This is a genomic window from Streptomyces sp. NPDC031497, assembly GCF_055580905.1.
This window is the reverse complement of sequence record NZ_JBVIKO010000016.1, coordinates 50,517-70,165: the sequence shown is the minus strand read 5'-3', so window position 1 is coordinate 70,165 and position 19,649 is coordinate 50,517. Positions and strand designations below refer to the sequence as shown.

At 71.2% G+C, this 19,649-nt stretch carries 17 protein-coding genes; 12 read left to right on the top strand and 5 right to left on the bottom strand.

Annotation, left to right across the window (positions count from 1 at the left end; all coding sequences use genetic code 11):
* Positions 1 to 142: 142 nt before the first annotated feature.
* The 3 genes from ACZ5K7_RS29245 to ACZ5K7_RS29235 all read right to left on the bottom strand — a co-directional run bounded on the left by ACZ5K7_RS29245 (position 143) and on the right by ACZ5K7_RS29235 (position 3,883).
* Entirely contained in the window at positions 143 to 712 is a 570-nt protein-coding gene (locus tag ACZ5K7_RS29245; RefSeq protein ID WP_468917870.1) for a hypothetical protein, read from the bottom strand.
* 260 nt (positions 713 to 972) lie between these two features.
* Complete coding sequence (locus ACZ5K7_RS29240; RefSeq protein WP_468917867.1) at positions 973 to 2,832, bottom strand: AAA family ATPase; 1,860 nt, start codon at positions 2,830 to 2,832, stop codon at positions 973 to 975.
* Between the two features lie 430 nt (positions 2,833 to 3,262).
* Positions 3,263 to 3,883 (bottom strand): uridine kinase family protein, encoded by a 621-nt coding sequence (locus ACZ5K7_RS29235; RefSeq protein ID WP_468918076.1) that lies wholly within the window; start codon positions 3,881 to 3,883, stop codon positions 3,263 to 3,265.
* A 271-nt stretch (positions 3,884 to 4,154) separates the two neighbouring features.
* Here ACZ5K7_RS29235 and ACZ5K7_RS29230 point away from each other — a divergent pair, with 271 nt between their 5' ends.
* The 5 genes from ACZ5K7_RS29230 (at position 4,155) to ACZ5K7_RS29210 (ending at position 9,164) form a co-directional block, all read left to right on the top strand.
* Positions 4,155 to 5,135, top strand: coding sequence for a hypothetical protein (locus ACZ5K7_RS29230; RefSeq protein ID WP_351707006.1), 981 nt, complete (start codon positions 4,155 to 4,157; stop codon positions 5,133 to 5,135).
* 57 nt (positions 5,136 to 5,192) lie between these two features.
* A complete protein-coding gene (locus ACZ5K7_RS29225) occupies positions 5,193 to 6,647 on the top strand; it encodes an amino acid permease (protein ID WP_450972902.1) in 1,455 nt (484 codons plus the stop codon).
* Positions 6,648 to 6,822: 175 nt separating this feature from the next.
* Positions 6,823 to 8,202 (top strand): peptidase C39 family protein, encoded by a 1,380-nt coding sequence (locus ACZ5K7_RS29220; protein WP_468917864.1) that lies wholly within the window; start codon positions 6,823 to 6,825, stop codon positions 8,200 to 8,202.
* 97 nt (positions 8,203 to 8,299) lie between these two features.
* A complete protein-coding gene (locus tag ACZ5K7_RS29215) occupies positions 8,300 to 8,440 on the top strand; it encodes an SCO1431 family membrane protein (RefSeq protein ID WP_351707001.1) in 141 nt (46 codons plus the stop codon).
* Positions 8,441 to 8,504: 64 nt separating this feature from the next.
* Positions 8,505 to 9,164: a TetR/AcrR family transcriptional regulator gene (locus ACZ5K7_RS29210; protein WP_351706999.1), complete on the top strand. Its 660-nt coding sequence runs from the start codon at positions 8,505 to 8,507 to the stop codon at positions 9,162 to 9,164.
* A gap of 58 nt (positions 9,165 to 9,222) precedes the next feature.
* On the opposite strand, the gene ACZ5K7_RS29205 is transcribed toward ACZ5K7_RS29210, so the two are convergent.
* Positions 9,223 to 10,464, bottom strand: a complete 1,242-nt coding sequence (locus ACZ5K7_RS29205; RefSeq protein WP_468917859.1) for a glycoside hydrolase family 18 protein — start codon at positions 10,462 to 10,464, stop codon at positions 9,223 to 9,225.
* Between the two features lie 330 nt (positions 10,465 to 10,794).
* On the opposite strand from ACZ5K7_RS29205, the gene ACZ5K7_RS29200 reads away from it, so the two are divergent.
* The 3 genes from ACZ5K7_RS29200 to ACZ5K7_RS29190 all read left to right on the top strand — a co-directional run bounded on the left by ACZ5K7_RS29200 (position 10,795) and on the right by ACZ5K7_RS29190 (position 14,537).
* Positions 10,795 to 11,967 carry an acyl-CoA dehydrogenase family protein gene (locus ACZ5K7_RS29200; RefSeq protein ID WP_351706993.1) on the top strand — a complete coding sequence of 391 codons (1,173 nt, stop codon included), beginning with the start codon at positions 10,795 to 10,797 and terminating at the stop codon, positions 11,965 to 11,967.
* 351 nt (positions 11,968 to 12,318) lie between these two features.
* Positions 12,319 to 13,419 (top strand): Rv3169 family protein, encoded by a 1,101-nt coding sequence (locus ACZ5K7_RS29195; protein WP_468917856.1) that lies wholly within the window; start codon positions 12,319 to 12,321, stop codon positions 13,417 to 13,419.
* Positions 13,420 to 13,433: 14 nt separating this feature from the next.
* On the top strand, positions 13,434 to 14,537 hold the full coding sequence (locus ACZ5K7_RS29190) for a phosphotransferase family protein (protein ID WP_468917854.1): 1,104 nt from the start codon (positions 13,434 to 13,436) through the stop codon (positions 14,535 to 14,537).
* Position 14,538: 1 nt separating this feature from the next.
* Here ACZ5K7_RS29190 and ACZ5K7_RS29185 read toward each other — a convergent pair whose 3' ends face one another.
* Entirely contained in the window at positions 14,539 to 14,997 is a 459-nt protein-coding gene (locus ACZ5K7_RS29185) for a uroporphyrinogen-III synthase (RefSeq protein WP_351706984.1), read from the bottom strand.
* A 267-nt stretch (positions 14,998 to 15,264) separates the two neighbouring features.
* Here ACZ5K7_RS29185 and ACZ5K7_RS29180 point away from each other — a divergent pair, with 267 nt between their 5' ends.
* The 4 genes from ACZ5K7_RS29180 to fxsA all read left to right on the top strand — a co-directional run bounded on the left by ACZ5K7_RS29180 (position 15,265) and on the right by fxsA (position 19,618).
* Positions 15,265 to 15,705: an Lrp/AsnC family transcriptional regulator gene (locus tag ACZ5K7_RS29180; protein ID WP_004002750.1), complete on the top strand. Its 441-nt coding sequence runs from the start codon at positions 15,265 to 15,267 to the stop codon at positions 15,703 to 15,705.
* Positions 15,706 to 15,934: 229 nt separating this feature from the next.
* Positions 15,935 to 17,554 (top strand): amidohydrolase, encoded by a 1,620-nt coding sequence (locus tag ACZ5K7_RS29175; RefSeq protein ID WP_468917851.1) that lies wholly within the window; start codon positions 15,935 to 15,937, stop codon positions 17,552 to 17,554.
* 588 nt (positions 17,555 to 18,142) lie between these two features.
* Positions 18,143 to 18,937, top strand: a complete 795-nt coding sequence (locus ACZ5K7_RS29170) for a polyprenol monophosphomannose synthase (protein ID WP_450972886.1) — start codon at positions 18,143 to 18,145, stop codon at positions 18,935 to 18,937.
* A gap of 114 nt (positions 18,938 to 19,051) precedes the next feature.
* A complete protein-coding gene (gene fxsA, locus ACZ5K7_RS29165) occupies positions 19,052 to 19,618 on the top strand; it encodes an FxsA family membrane protein (protein ID WP_468917848.1) in 567 nt (188 codons plus the stop codon).
* Positions 19,619 to 19,649: the final 31 nt, after the last annotated feature.

Below are 19,649 nucleotides of genomic sequence, written 5' to 3'. Positions count from 1 at the left end.
ACGCCAGGCCGCGGGCTGCCGTCAGGGGCCGACGTCCCACCGCCGACGACCGCCCCCCTCGTACCCGGCGACAGCCGACAGGAGTGGCCGGGATCGGCCCTCGCGGGGCAGGCATGCCGCGGTCGCGGCGGCGGGGCTCGGCTCACACCGGCGAGGCGTTGTCACCCGGAGGCCGGCGGATCAGGTGCAGACAGACGACCGAGGCGACCAGGGTCCGCCGATCCGAGGCGTCCAGGCGGGGGTCCACTTCGACCACGTACTGCTGCAACCCGATCCACGAGTCGATGGTGCTCACCGTGACCCGGCCGAGGATCTCCGGCGCCGGGCCTCCTGCCGGATCGGTCTCCGTGAGATTCCATTCGGCGTACAGGAGACCCGGCCGGGTGAGGAGGAGCCGGCGTCCCCGCTCCGTCCGCAGGTCCAGCCGGCGGGCCTTGACGAGTCCACGGGCATCATCGGCGGTGCCGACCTCCCGGTCCGCGGCATCGATGAAGCGGAACGACCCCGGTCCGAACTGCTCGATACGGACGATGAACTCGCCGGACGTCGCGGTGAGGACGGAGTGCGCGTCGTCGGTGTACGTGACCTGGCCGAGCGGGGTCCCCGTCATGGTGGACAGGACCAGGTCGGGCCCCGTGTATCTGCGCCACCGTGACCGCTTCGGCTGCCCCACCACGACGGTTTCCAGCTCGAACAGACCGGGTTCCGGCACCGTTCCTTCCTCCGCCACCACGGCATCCCCCTCGACCGAGTACGTCCACTGTGACCGACACCCTGTCCGATGCCCGTCCCGCGGGCGCTCGTCGACACCGAGTGGCACCGCCGGCGCCGCTCCTGCCGGGACACGGGGGCAGCGGGCACAAGCGAAGCGAGCGAGTCCCCGGCCCCTGCCGGCCACGGAGTACCAGGACCCGGCAGCGCACGCCGGGCGGGCGGAGCGGGGGCGGTGGCGGTGGCGGACGAGACCCGCACCTACATACCGGCCGGATCCTGCGGCCCCCGCCCCGACAGCACTTCCCCGTACGCCTGCATCAGGTCCGGCAGCCGTAACGTCGCCAGGTCGTCCCGTGTCAGCGCCCCGGGATACACCGACAACCGCAGATCCCGGTACGCGCAGCTCTTCTCGTACAGCGTCCGCAGGAACCGGCCGTTGCCCAACTCGTCGATCCACCCCTGGTCGACCACGTGCCCGGCGATCGACCGCAGCTCCTCCAGCGCCTCCTCGTCCCAGGCGTCACCGTTCTCCGCGGCCAGCACCTCGCCGATCGAGGTCAGCTCAAGGGGGCGGTAGGAGGGAAAGTCCACGCGGGTCGTGAAGCGGGAGGAGAGCCCGGGGTTGGCGGCCAGCAGGCGGTCCATGCCCTCCGGGTAGCCGGCCAGGATCACCACCAGGTGGTCGCGGTTGTCCTCGGCCCGCTTCAGCAGCACCTGCAACGCCTCGTCCCCGTAGGCGTCCCCCTTGCCGTAGCCGGAGTTGGACAGCGAGTACGCCTCGTCCACGAACAGCACCCCGCCGATCGCGGAGTCGATCAGCTCGTTCGCCTTCACGGCGGTCTGGCCGAGGTACTCGCCCACCAGATCGGCCCGCTGCGCCTCCACGAGGTGGTCCCCGCCCAGCAGGCCGAGCGCGTAGAACACCCGGCCGAGAATCCGGGCGACGGTGGTCTTCCCGGTGCCCGACGGGCCGGAGAAGACGAAGTGGCGTTTCGGCGGCTGCACCGGCAGCCCCTGCCCGGCCCGCAACCGGGCCATGTTCAACTGTGCGGACAACGCCTTGACCTGCCGCTTCACGGGCTCAAGGCCGACCATGCGCTCCAGCTCGGCCAGCGCCTCCTCGAGTAACGCGGGGTCGGTCGGCCCGGCCGGCAGCGGAGGCGAGGGTACGACCTTCTCGCGCACCGAGGGATCGACCACCGACGGCATCGCCCCGGCCGGCGGTTCGGACTCCCCGAACCGCAGATCGCGGCCTTCCGTGCCGAAGAGCGGGTCGAGCAGGTCCGGTCCGTCCACGACGTCCTGCCCGGCGCCGGTGAGCGTGATCGCCGCGAGGTCGGCGCTGTCGTCGTACCCGTCGCCTTCGGCGATCGCGGCCAGCCGTGCCGAGGTGTCCATGAACGCGGGGTCGACCCGGTGCACGGCCCGGTACAGCGGAAGCGCGGCGGCGCTGCGCCCGGTGCCCTCGTGCGCCCGCGCCAGCCAGTAGCGCAGCTCCTTGCGCTGCGGCTGCTCGCTGCGGCAGCGCATCAGCGCCGCCGAGAGCAGCGGTTCGGCCTGGCCGTACATCTCGAGGCGGACCCGGGCCATGCCGCCGAAGAGCCCCGCCTCGATGCCGAGCATGGCATCGTCGAGGAGCGCCTCGGTGTGCCGTACCAGCTGCTCCCAGTCCTTGACCAGGTAGGCCCGGCAGGCGTGCAGGAAGCGGACCTGGGGGTCGGCGTCCACGGGCGGCAGTCCGGCGAGGGCCCGGTCGAGTTCCGGGACGTGCCGGCCGTCCAGCCAGTGGGAAGCATGGGCAAGCAGGAGATCGCGCGGGTTCTCCAGGACCGGCTGCACCCACCAGCCCAGCCAGTACCAGGAGTTGAGCGCCCGGCGATGCCGGGCGCGCTGTTCGCCGAAGCGGTCCCGGTGCCGGAACATTCTCAGCAGCGCGGTCGTCGTGTCGACGCGCAGCGCGTGCAGCCCGAGCCAGGCGTCGGCCATCCCGGGATCCATCCGTACCGCGGCGCGGAACTCCTCCTCCGCCTGCGGATAGGCGCCCATCGTGTAGGCGTCCACGCCTCGCAGCCAGGCGAGGTCGGCCGGGGCCTCGGGGCCCTGCGTGCCGAAATCCATCACGTCCCCCACAAACCGTGCCCCCGTGGTTGGCCCCCGGGCTCCCCCCGATGGCCGCCGTTGGTCGAACCGCTGTGCCGCGGACCGGAGTTGCAGATGCGCGAAGCAGCCGTTCGAAGGTCGCACCGAGGGCATCGTACCTGCGCTTCCACCGCCCGCCGAAGGGTGCCGCACAGGCCGTTTGGCGAGGTGGGAGCAGATCGGGCAGAGGCCGCCCGGTGACCGAGGGTGAGCATAGAGGCGCAGGCGGCGCACACAAAAGGGGTAAAGGGCAGAACGAAGCCCCCGATCACGGGGGAACAACCGGGGGCTTCGCGTCTGGGGGGCGGCTCCCAGGGGCCGCACATTCAGAACGTAAGTCCTGTACGGCCCTTGGGTCAAGCCGAGTTGAGGTACTGAGGCAACTTCTTACGGGCCCCTCTTCACAAGTTCAGCACACTGCCGACGGTCCCTCACGGTGGGTGACCGTCTGGTCCGGTCCAACGGTTTTCACAGGCCCCGGAAGCACCTCGTACCCCTTCTGCGACTGTGTTACCAGAAAGTCGGAGTACGGCCTTGAGGGGTCCTCGGCGAAGTGTGCGCGTTCCGACCGGACCCATTCGACCCAGAAGTCCCGCTGTTCCGTGCCGTCCCGCAGCCTGCCCCGGGCCCAGGACTCCTCCCGGGGCATCTCCATCCACAGCAGCCGCGCCAGGAACGGGCGCAGCGCCCGCCGGCCGGCGCCGACGCCCTCGACGAGGATCACCGGGGCCGGGGGCAGCGGGCGCAGTGGCCCGAAGGCGCGGGCGCGCCAGTCGTAGGGCGCGTAGTGGGCGGTCTCGCCGCGGCCGAGTGGCTCGATCACCTGGGTCAGCAGCCGGCCGGTCCAGGCGAACAACTCCTCGTGGCTGGCGATGTCGTCGAGGTGGAGCACCGGCGCCTCGCCCAGCGCGGTGGCCAACCGCCCGGCGAAGGTGGTCTTTCCGGCGCCGGCGTGCCCGTCGACGCCGACGAGACGGACCGGGCCGCAGGAGGGCGGCAGGCCCTGGAGCGCGGAGGCGAGACGGTGAATGACGATTCCCGAGGTGTGCTGAGGTGTGGTGTGGTGTCGCGTGGTGTGGGGGGTTTTCCGGAAACATTCTAGTAGTGCGGCGCATAGCGGGCGTTCACGGCCCCGGAAAAGTAGCGGCTTGAACAAATTTCGAGCCGTTCTCCAGCGCCCCCTCCAATATTTCCGACCCGCTGACCGATATGTCGAAATCGGACGTTCACGGTGCGCCCACCGGTGAGTAGGGTGCTTTCCGTGCGACTGCGACGCGTCGAACGGGGACGGACAGGGGAAGATGGCCGCGGAGTTATTCGAGGGGCAGTACGTATGGCATCCGGCGGCCGATGACCGCTTGCTCGCGAGCGTGTGCGTGGATGTGCGCGCCGGGAGATATCGCAGCGCCCGCGAGGCCCTGGCCGAGACGCGCACCGACTTCGCCCTGCGCGCCCACCGCTCCCTGGTCCTGGCCTCCGAGGCGGCCGGCACCGATCTGGTGGAGCGCTGGCTGGCCGAGGAGCCGAGCCCCGAGTCCACGCTGATGTGGGCCCGGGTGGCCGTGCAGCGGGCGATCCGGGCGGCCGACGCCCGTGACGAGCACGCCGAGGCGCTGGAGCGGATCGCCCTCGCCGCCTGCGACCGGGCCTCCGTCACCAACGCCGCCGACCCCACCCCCTGGGCCGCCAAGCTGGCCATGGCCCGGCTGCACCGCCCGCACGACCCGGCCCCGAGCGGCCTGCTGACCTCGCCGCCCGGGCCCTGGCGGCTGTTCGCGCACACCCTCGCCCTCGACCCCTGGCACCGCGAGGCCCACCACCGCTTCCTGTCCTTCTTCTTCACCCGCTACGGCGGCTCGGTCAACGCCGCCTGGGACGTCGCCGCCTTCCTCGCCCAGCGGGCCCCCGCGGACTCGGCGATACGGCTGTTGCCCCTGGTCGCGCTGGTGGAGAGCCACAACCCCACCCAGCTGCTCGCCGAACGGGTCTGGGAGCAGCCGCAGTGGCGCGCCACCGCGCTGTCGGTCTACCGCAACTGGCTGCCCACGGTGGCCGGATACCGCTTCACCCCGGTGCTCGACCTGGCCTACCTCGCGCACGCGCTGGTCATGGCCCAGCGTGAGTTCGAGGCCCGGGCGGTCTTCACGGCCGTGGGGCGGTACGCCTCACGGATGCCCTGGAGCGTCTTCGGCGAGCCCGTCGAGCAGCTCTCCCGAGCCCGCCGCGCCTGCGGCCTGCCCATCCCCTCCTGGAGAGACCCTCATAGAGAGAAAGGCCGGTAAGTGCCAGAACGCACAGCGGACACCGTCACCCGCGACGACGACGCGACCCTGCATGCGATGGGTTATCCGCGGAAACTCACCCGTCGATTCCAGGCGTTCGACAATTTCGCGATCTCCTTCACCATCATCAATATCCTCTCGGGTATTTTCTCGTCCTTCGGATTCGGCATGAACGCGGGCGGCCCCCGCATTCTCGTGTTCGGCTGGATCGGCGTCTGCGTGATGGTGCTGTGCATCGGAGCGGCCATGGCGGAAGTCGCCTCCGCCTATCCGACCAGCGGCGCACTGTATTTCTCCGCCGGCAAGCTCGCCAAGCGGCACAAGGGCGCCTGGTCCTGGTACACGGGCTGGCTGAACTTCGTGGGCCAGATCGGCGGCACGGCGGCCACCGGATACGCGGCCGCCACCTTCATCCAGGCCTTCGTCGCCCTGCAGTGGCCCTCGTACACCCCGACCGCCCACCAGACGGTCCTGATCACGGCTCTGATCATCGTGGTCCAGGGGCTGGCCAACACCTACACCGTGCAGCTCGTCGCCCTGCTGAACCGGATCTCCGTGTGGTGGCTGCTGATCGGACTCGTGGTGATCGTGAGCACACTGACCGTGATGCCGGACCACCATCAGTCGGCGTCCTTCGTGACGCATTTCGTGAACAACACCGGCTTCACCAACGGCCTTTACGGCGGCATGCTCGGCCTGTTGGTCACCAGCTGGACCTTCACCGGCTTCGACGGCAGCTTCCACATGTCCGAGGAAACGGTCCGGGCGACCGTGAACGCCCCCAGGGGGATCATCCGCTCGATCGGCTATTCGGCGATCACGGGCCTCGTCCTGATGCTCGCGCTGGTGTACAGCATCGGCGACTACGACAAGGTGGCGAGCTCCTCCGCGCCGCCCGTCCAGATTCTCATCGACGGACTCGGCATGGGCTGGGCCAAGGCGATGCTGCTCGTCGTCATCGGCGCCATGCTCTTCTGCGGCCTCGCCAACCTCACCAGCAACACCCGGCAGATCTTCGCCTTCTCCCGTGACGGCGCCATGCCCGGCTCCCGCCTGTGGCACTCGGTCTCGGCGCGCACCCGTACCCCGGTCAAGGCCGTATGGCTGGCGGTGGCCTGTTCCCTCGCCCTGGTCGTACCGGGCTGGTGGTCGCACACGGCGTTCACCGCCATCGTCAGCGTCAACGTCGTCGGACTGTTCCTCGCCTACGCCGTACCGGTGTTCCTGCGGCTGCGCCTGGGCGACGAGTTCCAGCCGGGGCCGTGGAACCTGGGCCGCTGGAGCAGGCCGGTCGGCTGGCTGGCGGTGACCTGGATCCTGCTGAGCAGCGTCCTGTTCATGCTGCCGCAGGCCTCACCGATCACCGTCGACACCTTCAACTACGCGCCGATCGCGCTGGCCGCCGTCCTGGTCGTGGCCACGGTCTGGTGGTTCGCCACCGCCCGCCGCCGCTTCCAGGGCCCGGTCAGCTACGGCCGCCCCGACGAGGTCGCCGCGATGGATCTCATCTGACGGCGGTGAAGGAGGCCCCGGCGAAGGGCGCCGGGGCCCTTTCAGTGGACAAGACCAATATTGGTGGGCGTGGCATGGGCGGAAGTGCTGGCAGGGGCATGCGGCCTGCTCCATAGTGGGCGCACAGCCTCGCACCGGACCAGCAGCTCCGTGCCCACCCGGGGGTCTTCCACCCATGAGCAGAGCCGAACAGCCGTCCCGCAGAACAGTGCTGGCCGTCGCCGCCTCCGTCGCGGCGGCCGCCGTGGCCCAGGGAGTGGTTCCGGCGGTCCCCGCGGACGCGGCGCCGGAGACCGACGCCGACGACACCGGCCGGGCCCAGGCCCGTCCCGTCGACTACCGCTCGTGGACCACCCACGGCGACTGGGAGACCGGCACCGCCAAGGGTGTCGGGACGGTCGCCGGGAACCGCCCCGGCGTGGTGATCGGCACCCCGGCCGGCACCACCTCCTACACCGACCCCCACACCGGCACCACCGCCCGCTGGGAGTACGGCACCTGGACCGGCCCGGTGCACCGGCTCGCCGTGCCCGCCACCGAGACCATCGCCTCCTGGAACGCGGACACCCCGGCCGGCACCTGGATCCAGGTCGAACTGCACGGCACCTACTCCGACGGCACCGCGACCCCCTGGTACGTGATGGGCCGCTGGGCGGCCGGCGACCAGGACATCAGACGGACCTCGGTGGACGGCCAGACGGACGGCAGGAGCAGCGTCTGGACGGACACCTTCGCCATCGACGACGCCACCACCGGCCTGCGCCTCACCTCGTACCAGCTGCGCTTGACCCTCTACCGCAAGCCCGGCACCAAGCTCACCCCGACCGTCTGGCGGGTCGGCGCCATGGGCTCGGACATCCCGGACCGCTTCACCGTCCCGGCCTCCCTCCCGGGCCTGGCCCGGGAGCTGAAGGTCCCGCGCTACTCGCAGGAGATCCACAAGGGCCAGTACCCCGAGTACGACAACGGCGGCGAGGCCTGGTGCAGCCCGACCTCCTCGCAGATGATCGTCGAGTACTGGGGCGGCCGGCCCACCCCCGCGCAACTGGCCTGGGTCGACCCGTCGTACACCGATCCCCAGGTCTGCCTCGCGGCCCGCTCCACCTACGACTACCAGTACGCGGGCTGCGGCAACTGGCCGTTCAACGCCGCCTACGCGGCCACCTACAAGGACCTCCAGGGCGTGATAACGCGACTCGGCTCGCTCACCGATCTGGAGACGCTGATCGCGGCCGGCATCCCGGCCATAACGTCCCAGTCGTTCCTGGAGAGCGAGCTGACGGGCGCCGGTTACGGCACCTCGGGGCACCTCATGACGGTGATCGGCTTCACCGCGGACGGCGATGTGATCGCCAACGACCCGTTCTCGGCCGACGACGACGCGGTCCGCCGGGTCTATCCGCGGCGGGAGTTCGAGAACGTCTGGTTGCGCACCAAGCGGTACAACGCCAGTGGCAAGGTCGCCTCCGGCACCGGAGGCGTCTGCTATCTCTACTTCCCCGCCTGCCCGACCGAGAGCCAGCGCAAGGCGCTCGCGGCGGTGGGCGTGCGCTGATCGGGCACGACGGCGGCCCCCGTTCCGGACCGGGGGCCGCTCTCCTGTGACCAAGCTCTCCGCCGCAAAAGCCGCAATCGGTGGCATGGTGGACGGCATGACCACGCACTCCACCACCGCCCCCCGCGCTCGCACCGGCGGCCCCCGGGACGACGGCCCGAAGGTCCTGGAACACGTCATGGGATGGGCCCTGGTCGTGGTCATCGCCATGCTGGTGACCCAACTCGGGCTGCTGTGACCTGACCCACTACCCGACCTGGCATACTGCGGATGTCCCGCAGCCGCTGAGACCAGGGTCTAAATTGAATATTAGTCAACAGCGTGCCGCCGCCCGTCCCCGGGCGCGCGGCACCGAGCGCTCCGTGGCCCGGCGTGCCGAACTCATCGCCATCGGCCGGAAGTTGTTCGCCGACACCTCGTACGACGCGCTCTCCATGGACGACATCGCCAGGCAGGCGCATGTCGCCAAAGGGCTGATCTACTACTACTTCCAGTCCAAGCGCGGCTACTATCTGGCGATCATCCAGGACTCCGTCGCCGACCTGGTCACCTACGCGGCAAGCGGTCTGGATCTGCCTCAGGTGGACCGTGTCCACCGCACCATCGACAGTTATCTGCGCTACGCCGAGCACCACCAGGCCGCGTACCGCACGATCGTCAGCGGCGGCGTCGGCTTCGACACCGAGGTGCACTCCATCCGGGACGGGGTGCGCGAGGCGATGGTCGCGACCATCGCCGAAGGCGCCTACGGCCGCACCGACATCGCCCCGCTCGCCAGGATGGGCCTGCTCTCCTGGCTGTGCAGTGTGGAGGGTGCCACCCTCGACTGGATCGCCCACTCCGAACTCTCCCGCGACACCATGCGCGACCTGCTGGTCAAGACGCTCGGCGGCACCATGCGCGCGATCGAGGAACTGGACCCCGCCTTCCGTGCCCCCGCCCCGGCCCGCCGGGACGCCTGACACGTACAAGGGGCGGAGGTCTCGTGGAACCCCCGCCCCAAGCCCCCCGTGACCGGGGTCAGTTGACGGCCTTGATCAGCTCACCGCCTGTGGTGTCGCCGCTCAGCTCCCAGAGGAAGGTGCCGCCGAGGCCCTGCTGGTTCTTGTACGTCATCTTGGTCGCGATGGTCGCCGGGGTGTCGTAACTCCACCAGTCGCTGCCGCACTTGGCGTATGCCGTGCCGCCCACCGTGCCGGTCGCGGGGCATTTGGTCTTGAGCACCTTGTAGTCGTCGATGCCCTGCTCGTACGTTCCCGCCGCCGGGCCGGTCGCCGTGCCGCCGGGGGCCGCCTGGGTCACTCCGGTCCAGCCGCGGCCGTAGAAGCCGATGCCGAGCAGCAGCTTGGACGCCGGGATGCCGAGGCCCTTCAGTTTGGCGATGGTCGCCGACGTGTAGAAGTTCGCCTTCGGGATGCCCGAGTAGGAGTTCAGCGCTGAGTGCGGGGCCGTCGGCCCGGCCGCGTCCCAGGCGCCGAAGTAGTCGTACGTCATCGGGTTGTACCAGTCGACGTACTGCGCCGCGCCCGCGTAGTCCGCCGCGTCGATCTTGCCGCCGCTGGTCGCGTCGGCGGTGATCGCGGCCGTGACCAGCGCACTGCTCCCGAACTTCGAGCGCAGGGCCGCCATCACGTTCTTGAACGCGTCCCGGCCGCTGGTGTCACAGGTGTTGCCGCAGGCGTTCGGGTACTCCCAGTCGATGTCGATGCCGTCGAAGACTCCGGCCCACTTGGAGTTCTTCACCAGGTCGTAGCAGGACTGGGCGAAGGCGGCCGGGTTCCTGGCGGCCTCGCCGAAGCCGCTCGACCAGGTCCAGCCGCCGAAGGACCAGAGGATCTTGAGGTTCGGGTGTTTCTTCTTCAGCTTCAGCAGCTGGTTGAAGTTGCCGCGCAGTGGCTGGTCCCAGGTGTCCGCGACCCCGTCCACCGACTCGGCGGCGGTGTGGGCGCGGTCGGTCGCGGCGTACGAGTCACCCATGGCGCACTTGCCGCCGGTGACATTGCCGAAGGCGTAGTTGATGTGGGTGAGCTTCGCGGCCGAGCCGGAGGTCTCGACGTTCTTGACCAGGTACTTGCGGTCGTAGACACCCCATTCCGTGAAGTAGCCGACGACCTTGGAGCCGGCCTGCACCTGGGGAGTGGACGGGGCGGACGGGGCCGCCGCGGACGCCGTGCCCGCGCCGGCCAGCAGCCCGGCGCCGAGGACGGCACAACAGGCCGCGGAGAGCAGCGCCCGGAACCGGGAGCGGTGAGAGGTGTGCATCGGGTGTCTCCTCCTGGGGGAGAGGGGAACGCGCGCCGATTGGCATGAACGCGGTAAAGCGTTGGTCATGAACCTTAGGAGGACTAGACCAGTCGGGTCAATGGTTCGGACCAATTTCGGCGCGGCCGTATGTTGGCCTGGAATTCGAGAAGTAAGCGGTCGTTAACTGGTGACGGAAGGTCCCGGATCGGGCATACTCACTGCGCAGCCGCTGGTCAGCAGCTTCCGTAACCCGGAACGCCCACCTCGGCCGCACTCGAACGACAGGCGGAGCCGCCCCTACCCGACGGGCTGTGGCCGCCGGTGCCCGACAGGGAGGAGACCGACGCCATGTCCGACCGCGACCCGCAGCCGGTGGAGCGTCAGCTGCCCACGGAAGAGGCGAGGGACCTGATCTCGCTCGTCCGTGAGATCGCCCAGCGCGAGATCGCGCCCCAGGCGGCCGAGGAGGAGGACGCCGGACGCTTCCCGCGCGAGGTCTTCACCCTGCTCTCCGCATCAGGCCTGCTCGGCCTGCCGTACGACTCCGAGTACGGCGGCGGCGACCAGCCCTACGAGGTCTACCTCCAGGTCCTGGAGGAGTTGGCCGCGGCCCGTCTCACCGTCGGCCTCGGCGTCAGCGTGCACACCCTCGCGAGCTACGCGCTCGCCGCCTACGGCACCAAGCAGCAGCAGGTCGAGCACCTGTCCGCGGTACTCGGCGGCGGCCTCCTCGGCGCCTACTGCCTGTCCGAGCCGGCGTCCGGCTCCGACGCGGCCTCCCTGCGCACGAAGGCGGTCAGGGAGGGTGACGACTGGGTGATCAACGGCACCAAGGCCTGGATCACCCACGGCGGCATCGCCGACTTCTACACCGTCATGGCCCGCACGGGCGGGGAGGGCTCGCACGGGATCACCGCCTTCCTGGTCCCCGGTGACGCCGAGGGCCTGAGCGGCGCGGCGCCCGAGAAGAAGATGGGCATGAAGGGCTCGCCCACCGCCCAGGTCCACTTCGACGACGTCCGGGTCCCCGACGAGCGGCGGCTCGGCGAGGAGGGCCAGGGCTTCGCCATCGCGCTGTCGGCACTGGACTCCGGTCGGCTCGGCATCGCGGCCTGCGCCATCGGTCTCGCCCAGGCGGCCCTGGACGAGGCGGTCGCCTACGCCACCGGACGGCGGCAGTTCGGCCACCCCATCTCAGACTTCCAGGGCCTGCGCTTCATGATCGCCGACATGGCCACCCAGATCGAGGCCGGCCGGGCCCTCTACCTCGCGGCGGCCCGGCTGCGCGACGCGGGCCGGCCGTTCGCCAAGCAGGCCGCCATGGCCAAGCTGCACTGCACCGACACCGCGATGAAGGTGACCACCGACGCCGTCCAGATACTCGGCGGCTACGGCTACACCGCGGACTTCCCGGTCGAGCGCTATATGCGCGAGGCCAAGGTCCTGCAGATCGTCGAGGGCACCAACCAGATCCAGCGGATGGTCATCGCCCGTCATGTGGCGGGACCGGAAAGTCGCTGAACTGCCCGCGTGAGACCGTCGGGGCCGCCAGCCTGACCCACTCCGGGTCATGGCGGCCCGGCAGGGTGCGGCCCCGGTCGGCCCAGGTCCGCATCAGATCGAGGTAGATGGGCGGATCCTGCGGCGCGGGAGGCGGGGCCGATGCCGCGGGCGGGGGCACGAAGATACGGCGCTGACGGCCGAGGGCGGTGTAGGTGGTCGTCATGCCCGGCCAACGCGGGGGCGGCCGCCCTGGTCACCGATGCCCCGAATCGCGCGTGAGTTCGTGGACGTCCGTTCCTGGATCTGGCCTCCCCCTATTTTCTGACGTACCGTCAGCCGGACCGTCTCCAGCCTCCGGGGAGGCCCGCCATGGCCGACGACCGTCCCGTACCGCTCGACGAGTACCCGGTGCACCAGGTCCCGCTCTCCATGAAGCACGTCGCCACCGGGGACCGGAACGCCTACGACCGCTGCATCTTCCACGTCTTCGACCACGACGGCCACGCCCTGCTCATCCTCGGCCTCGGCGCCTACCCGAACGTCGGAGTGATCGACGCCTACGCCACCCTGCGCGCCGGCGACACCCTGCACGCGGTCCGCGCCTCGGACGCCCTCGGCGACGACCGGATGCGGCTCGCGGTCGGCCCGCTGCGCATCGAGGTCGAGGAGCCGCTCCGGCGCTTCCGCCTGACCTGCGACGACGACGCCCTCTCCTGCGACCTCACCTGGACCGCCGGCTTCCCGGCCCTGTGGGAGCCGCACCACCTGCAACGCCGGGGCGACCGGCTGACCTTGGAGGGCCGCAGGTTCGTGCAGGCCGGGGGAGTGTCCGGGGTGATCCGGGCCGGCGGCGAGGAGTTCCGCGTCGACCCCGCCGGCTGGACCGGCACCCGGGACCGCAGCTGGGGCGTCCGCCCGATACCGGGGGAGGAGGGCGGGCGGCTCGCCGAGGAGAACCCGACCGAGGGCTTCCACTGGATCTGGTGCCCGGCCCGCTTCGAGGACCGCTTCCTGATGGTCGTCACCCAGGAGGACGCCGACGGCTACCGCACCCTGAACGACGCCACCCTGGTCCGCCCCGGCCGGCGCGACCGCCAACTCGGCTGGCCCCGGGCCGAGATCGGCTACCGCTCAGGCACCCGCCACCCCGAGCGCGCCGTCGTCCACCTCGGCGATGCGCGGGGGCCCCAGGAACTGGAGGTGGAGATCCTCGCCTCCTCACCGCTGGCGATCGGCGCCGGCTACCCGCCGGCGGACGACTGGCAGCACGGCACCTGGCAGGGCCACGCCTGGACGGACCGCCGTACCTACGACATGACCGTGCCCCATCCCCGCGCGGCCTACGGCGTCACCGACCACTCCGCCCGCTTCCGGCTGGACGGCCGGGTCGGCCACGGCATCTTCGAGCACGGCTCGTTCGGCAGACACGATCCGAGCGGCTTCACCGGCTTCGACTCGGTGGCGCCCTGAGGGAGGAGCCCGGGATGACGACGACACCGCGCCCACGCACCACCACCCGCGACCCGGAGGACCTCACCCGCCGGCTGACCGCCTGGCTGGACGCCCGGCTCCCCGGCGCCAAGGCCGTCGGCGTCACGGTCCCCGCCTCCAACGGCATGTCCAGCGAGACCCTGCTGTTCGAGGTCGAGCACCCCCACCCGCCGCTGCGCGCCTGCGCGTTGAGACTGGCGGCGGACCCCTCGGCGTACACCGTCTTCCCGTCGTACGACCTCACCCGCCAGTACCGCACCATGCGGCTGGTCGCCGAACACACGGATGTGCCGGTACCCCGCGTCCTGTGGCTGGAGGAGGATCCCGGACCGCTCGGCGCGCCCTTCTTCGTCATGGAACGGGCCGAGGGCCGCGTCCCACCCGACGTCATGCCCTATACGTACGAGGGGAATTGGCTGCACTCGGCGAGCGATGGCGAACGCGAACGACTCGAAGCGGCGTCCGTCGGCCTGTTGGCCCGGCTGCACGACCAGATCCCGCTCGCCGAGACGGAGTTCCTCACCCTCCCGGGGGAGGGTGACACCCTGCGCCGGCATGTCGAGTCCCAACGCGCCTACTACGAATGGGTGGTGGACGGACTCGCCCGCTCACCCCTGATCGAGGCCGCGTTCGACCGACTCGCGGAGCTGTGGCCGGGCGAGCCCGGCACGCCGGTCCTCAACTGGGGCGACGCGCGCATCGGGAACGTCGTCTACGACGGCTTCGACCCCGTCGCCGTCCTCGACTGGGAGATGGCGGCACCGGCCCCGCGCGAGGTGGACCTCGGCTGGACCGTCTATCTGCACCGCTTCTTCCAGGACCTCACGGCCGCCTCCGGACAGCCGGGACTGCCCGGGTTCCTGCGCCGCGACCGGGTCGAGGCCCGCTACGCCCGGCTGACCGGCCACACCCCGCGGGACATGGACTTCTACACCCTGTACGCCGCCCTGCGGCACGCGATCGTCATGCTGCGCATCGCCTATCGGCAGGTGTACTTCGGTGAGGTCGCCGTCCCGGCGGATCCGGACACACTGATCCTGCACCACGGCAGTCTGCGCGCCATGGTGCAGGGCAGCTACTGGGATGCGGTGCGGTGACTCAGGCGGCCTGACGGCCGACGTCACTGCCGCCGAGGCGCATCGCCGGTACGCGCATCGGGCGCGAGCCCGGGCCGCCGACGTGCGAGAAGGGCTGCGTCCGCCAGTCCAGACCCTGCGGGAGGGTGAGCAGGAGGGCGGTGTCCTGCTCCTGCGGCTCGACCGACTCGTCCGCGGACGGGGCCTCGGCCGCCGCCCGGCCCGTGCCGGCACAGACCGTCAGGCCGAACGGGTTCCACGGCGAGGCGCACAGCGCGTGCTCCGGCAGGAACTCCTCGTCCGCCAGCAGGGCGATGGGCTGCGCGCAGTCCGGGCAGATCACCCGGTACATCTCGAAGGTGTCGTACGCGTCCAGTTCCTCGGCCTCGTAGAGGTCGGGTTCGACGCCCTCCGGCTCGGGCTCGACGACCAACTGCGGGCGCTTGGGCGTGGTACGACCAGGGCGCTTAAGACTCTGCATGGGTAACTCCCCCTCGGGCTGGGCCGTGACGGCGCTGCGGCCTCGACCACAGCAAGCACTTCCCGTCCGGTCTCGGCGGTAATCACGAGAGCATCACGGAGCCTGTCCGGGGGCTGTGGCGTTCGTCACATGCCGCCCGCAGGTGCCCGGTGCGGTGGATTTGTCCCTCAGTAGGCTCACAACCTGCTCCCCGTGACATCACGAACCGGCCATGACCTGCGTCGCCGAGGTATCCCGGGAGATCAGCCGCACTGTAGCTTTTGCGCCATGGAGGAGCTGGACCGTCAAATCGTGCAGCTGCTCGTCAAGGACGGGCGGATGAGCTACACCGACCTGGGCAAGGCCACGGGCCTTTCCACGTCGGCCGTGCACCAGCGGGTGCGCCGGCTGGAACAGCGGGGCGTCATCCGCGGCTATGCCGCGGTCGTCGACCCGGAGGCCGTCGGGCTGCCCATGACGGCGTTCATCTCGGTCAAACCGTTCGACCCCAGCGCCCCCGACGACATCGCCGACCGCCTGGCCGGCGTCCCCGAGATCGAGGCGTGCCACAGTGTGGCGGGCGACGAGAACTACATCCTCAAGGTGCGGGTGGCGACCCCGCACGAACTGGAGGAACTGCTGGCCCGGCTGCGCAGCCTGGCGGGGGTCTCGACGCGGACGACGGTGGTGCTGTCCACGCCGTACGAGGCGCGGCCGCCGCGGATCTGAGCGCCGAGGCGGGGCCGCCGTGGGCCTGAGCGCCGAGGCGGGGCCGCCGTGGGCCTGAGCGCCGAGGCGGGGCCGCCGTGGGCCTGGCCCTCGTTCGCGGACCGCGGGTGGTTCGTGGCTGGTCGCGCCCACGCGGCGGAGCCGCATGTCGAATACAGCCTCGCGCCCCTCGGGGGTTGGCGTCGCCCCCTGTCGAGAGTGGTCGGAGTGACGCGGGAGACTGTTCCCCATGAGTGAGCGCACCGCCGACCAGCCCAAGACCGTCCTCCTCCGCCGAGGCGAGGTGCACAGTCCCGCCGATCCGTTCGCGACCGCGATGGTCGTGGAGCACGGGCAGGTCGCCTGGGTCGGGTCGGAAGGCGCCGCCGACGCCTTCGCGGACGGGGTCGACGAGGTCGTCGACCTGGACGGCGCCCTGGTGACCCCCGCCTTCACCGACGCCCACGTCCACACCACCTCGACGGGTCTCGCCCTGACCGGCCTCGACCTGTCCGGGGCCGGTTCCCTGGACGCGGCCCTCGCGCGGGTACGGGACTTCGCCGCCGCCCGGCCGGAGGACCGGGTGCTGCTCGGGCACGGCTGGGACGCCTCCCGCTGGTCCGACGGCCGCCCGCCGACCCGCGCCGAACTGGACGCGGCCACCGGCGGACGCCCGCTCTACCTCTCCCGTATCGACGTCCACTCGGCGGTCGTCAGCACGGCCCTGCTGGACCTGGTCCCCGGCGCGGTCTCCCGGGAGGACGCCCCGCTCACCAGCGACGCCCACCACGCCGTACGCGCCGCCGCGTTCGCGGCCGTGACGCCCGCACAGCGCGCCGAGGCCCAGCGCACCGCTCTCGCGCACGCGGCCTCCCTCGGCATCGGCACCGTCCATGAGTGCGGCGGGCCGAAGATCTCCTCCGAGGACGACTTCGCCGGCCTGCTGCGGCTCGCCGCGGAGGTGCGCGGACCCCGGGTCGTGGGTTACTGGGCGGAGGCGGCCGACGAAGGCGTCGACAAGGCGCGGGAGCTGGGCGCGCTCGGCGCCGCCGGTGACCTCTTCGTGGACGGCGCGCTCGGCTCGCACACCGCCTGCCTGCACGAGCCCTACGCCGACGCCGGCCACACCACCGGCTCCGCCTACCTGGACGCGGCCGCCGTCGCCGCCCATGTCACGTCCTGCACCGAGGCGGGCCTCCAGGCGGGCTTCCACGCCATCGGCGACGCCGCAGTGAGCGCCGTCGTCGAGGGCGTGCGCGCCGCCGCCGAGAAGGTCGGCCCGGCCCGCGTCCGCGCCGCCCGGCACCGCGTCGAGCACGCCGAGATGCTCACCCCGGAGCACATCGCCGCCTTCGCCGAGTTCGGTCTGATCGCCTCCGTGCAGCCCGCCTTCGACGCGCTGTGGGGCGGTACGGACGGCATGTACGCCCAGCGGCTCGGCGCCGAGCGGGCCCGCACCCTCAACCCCTACGCGGCCCTCCTCAAGGCCGGGGTCCCGCTCGCCTTCGGCTCGGACAGCCCGGTCACCCCGCTCGACCCCTGGGGGACCGTCCGTGCCGCCGCCTTCCATCACACGCCCGAACACCGGGTCTCCGTGCGCGCCGCCTTCACCGCGCACACGCGGGGTGGCTGGCGGGCCGTCGGCCGCGACGACGCGGGCGTCCTGGTGCCGGGCGCGCCCGCCGACTACGCGGTCTGGCGCACCGAGGAACTGGTGGTGCAGGCCCCGGACGACCGGGTCGCCCGCTGGTCCACCGACCCGCGTTCCGGCACTCCCGGCCTGCCCGATCTGACCCCCGGCCGTGAGCTGCCGGTCTGTCTGCGCACCGTGGTGGGTGGCCGGACGGTGTTCGTACGACCGGGCGAGTGACCGGGCCGCATTCGTACGGCCGGGCGAGTGATCTCCCGGGGTGGCGCGGCCGTGATCGACGGCCGCCGCCCCGTCGCGCGACCTGCGCATCCTCCGCGCTGACCAGCGGTTTGTGGCCGTTTTCGCAGGTCAAACGGCTGTTGACAGCCTGCGGCAGCGGGCCGGTAGGTTCGGCCGAGTCCACCACCGGACGCCCGACCGGGGAGCAGTTCGCGCACTCGTCGCAGCGCCGCTGGGTCAGGGACGGGGCCCCGCACCGGGGTACCGTCACTGGGAGCCAGGCTCAGCGCCCGCGCCGACGAGGGAACGTTCCGGCCGGTCGGGAGGTGTGACCCGGGTGGGGCCCGGACGCTCAGTAGACAACGGCTTTCGGTCGACCCGCAGCCAGCGGGTCCCAGGTCGGCCCGAAGGGCGCCGGGCCCCCATCCGTAGTCGAACGGGCGGGCGGAGTCACGGATGAATGCCATCCGAAACGGGCATTCTTACCCCGTTCTTTCGGAATCGACACCACCACACGAACGAGCTGTCACGTCAGTGCAGGCCGTGGCCACTATGGTGGTCCTCTGCGTACGACATGAAGGGGCAGCAGTGAACGACGGCGACGGGACCCGCGCGGCACAGGCCCAGGAGAGGCGGTTCGGTCCGCTCGGCACGGCCTTGGTGATCATTCCCACCTACAACGAGGCGGAGAACATCAAGTCCATCGTCGGCCGGGTGCGCCAAGCCGTCCCCGAGGCCCACGTTCTGGTGGCGGACGACAACAGCCCCGACGGCACCGGCAAGCTCGCCGACGAACTGGCCGCCGAGGACGACCACGTCCAGGTGCTGCACCGCAAGGGCAAGGAGGGCCTGGGCGCCGCCTACCTCGCGGGCTTCCGCTGGGGCATGGACAACGGCTACGGCGTGCTCATCGAGATGGACGCCGACGGCTCCCACCAGCCGGAGGAGCTGCCCCGCCTGCTGACCGCGCTGAAGGGCGCCGACCTGGTGCTCGGCTCCCGCTGGGTGCCCGGCGGCCGGGTGGTGAACTGGCCCAAGTCCCGCGAGTTCATCTCCCGGGGCGGTTCTCTCTACTCCCGCCTCGTGCTCGACCTCCCGCTGCGGGACATCACCGGGGGCTACCGCGCCTTCCGCCGCGAGACCCTGGAGGGCCTGGGGCTCGACGAGGTCGCGTCGCAGGGCTACTGCTTCCAGGTCGACCTGGCCCGCCGGGCGATCAAAGCCGGCTTCCATGTCGTCGAGGTGCCCATCACCTTCGTCGAGCGGGAGCTGGGCGACTCCAAGATGAGCCGCGACATCATGGTGGAGGCCCTGTGGCGGGTCACGTCGTGGGGTGTCACCGAGCGGATGGGCAAGATCACCGGCAAGGGCAAGCCGTCCTAGCCGTCCTGGCCGGGACAGCGGGCATCGCTGTCACAGCGGGGGCCCGGAAACCTCACAGTTCCGGTTGATCGTCCCCTTATCCCGCACTGAGCCGGGCCCAGGCACACTGGGAGCATGACGACTGGCGCGCAGACCCCTCCGCAGACCACCAGGCCCCGGCGCTCCCGGGTCGGCAGATATCTGCCGCTGGGCATCGCCGCCTGGCTGGTGCTGGAGATCTGGCTGCTGACGGTGGTCGCGGGCGCGACGAACGGCATGACCGTGCTCCTGCTCCTGGTGGCGGGCTTCGTCGCCGGGGCCGTGGTCATCAAGCGAGCCGGGCGCCGTGCCTTCCAGAGCCTCAACGAGGCGATCCAGCGCGGCGGCTCACCGGAGCGCGGCGGTGGCAACGGCCTGATGATGCTGGGCGGCTTGCTCCTCATGATCCCTGGCCTGGTCTCCGACGCCCTCGGTCTGCTGCTCCTGCTGCCGCCGGTCCAGAAGGCGGTCTCCCGCCTCACCGAACGCACCCTCGACCGCAAACTCCGCGAGGCCGCGCCCGGCACCCTGGGCAACGCCTTCCAGCAGGCCCGCATCCACCGCCCGGACGGGAGGGTGGTCCAGGGCGAGGTGATCATCCGGAACGACGGACCGGAGCCGGGCGACCAGCCGACGGGGCAGCGGCCGCCGCTGACGCGCTGACGGCACTCCGGGAGGGCCGGTCGCCTCACGC

Bases quoted from the DNA above. Each gene is read 5' to 3' on its own strand.
- ACZ5K7_RS29175 (WP_468917851.1), top strand. From the start codon at position 15,935: ATGAGTGAGCGCACCGCCGACCAGCCCAAGACCGTCCTCCTCCGCCGA.
- ACZ5K7_RS29195 (WP_468917856.1), top strand. From the start codon at position 12,319: ATGGCCGACGACCGTCCCGTACCGCTCGACGAGTACCCGGTGCACCAG.
- ACZ5K7_RS29220 (WP_468917864.1), top strand. From the start codon at position 6,823: ATGAGCAGAGCCGAACAGCCGTCCCGCAGAACAGTGCTGGCCGTCGCC.
- ACZ5K7_RS29190 (WP_468917854.1), top strand. From the start codon at position 13,434: ATGACGACGACACCGCGCCCACGCACCACCACCCGCGACCCGGAGGAC.
- ACZ5K7_RS29215 (WP_351707001.1), top strand. From the start codon at position 8,300: ATGACCACGCACTCCACCACCGCCCCCCGCGCTCGCACCGGCGGCCCC.
- ACZ5K7_RS29230 (WP_351707006.1), top strand. From the start codon at position 4,155: ATGGCCGCGGAGTTATTCGAGGGGCAGTACGTATGGCATCCGGCGGCC.
- ACZ5K7_RS29200 (WP_351706993.1), top strand. From the start codon at position 10,795: ATGTCCGACCGCGACCCGCAGCCGGTGGAGCGTCAGCTGCCCACGGAA.
- ACZ5K7_RS29180 (WP_004002750.1), top strand. From the start codon at position 15,265: ATGGAGGAGCTGGACCGTCAAATCGTGCAGCTGCTCGTCAAGGACGGG.
- fxsA (WP_468917848.1), top strand. From the start codon at position 19,052: ATGACGACTGGCGCGCAGACCCCTCCGCAGACCACCAGGCCCCGGCGC.
- ACZ5K7_RS29185 (WP_351706984.1), bottom strand. From the start codon at position 14,997: ATGCAGAGTCTTAAGCGCCCTGGTCGTACCACGCCCAAGCGCCCGCAG.
- ACZ5K7_RS29240 (WP_468917867.1), bottom strand. From the start codon at position 2,832: ATGGATTTCGGCACGCAGGGCCCCGAGGCCCCGGCCGACCTCGCCTGG.
- ACZ5K7_RS29225 (WP_450972902.1), top strand. From the start codon at position 5,193: ATGGGTTATCCGCGGAAACTCACCCGTCGATTCCAGGCGTTCGACAAT.
- ACZ5K7_RS29205 (WP_468917859.1), bottom strand. From the start codon at position 10,464: ATGCACACCTCTCACCGCTCCCGGTTCCGGGCGCTGCTCTCCGCGGCC.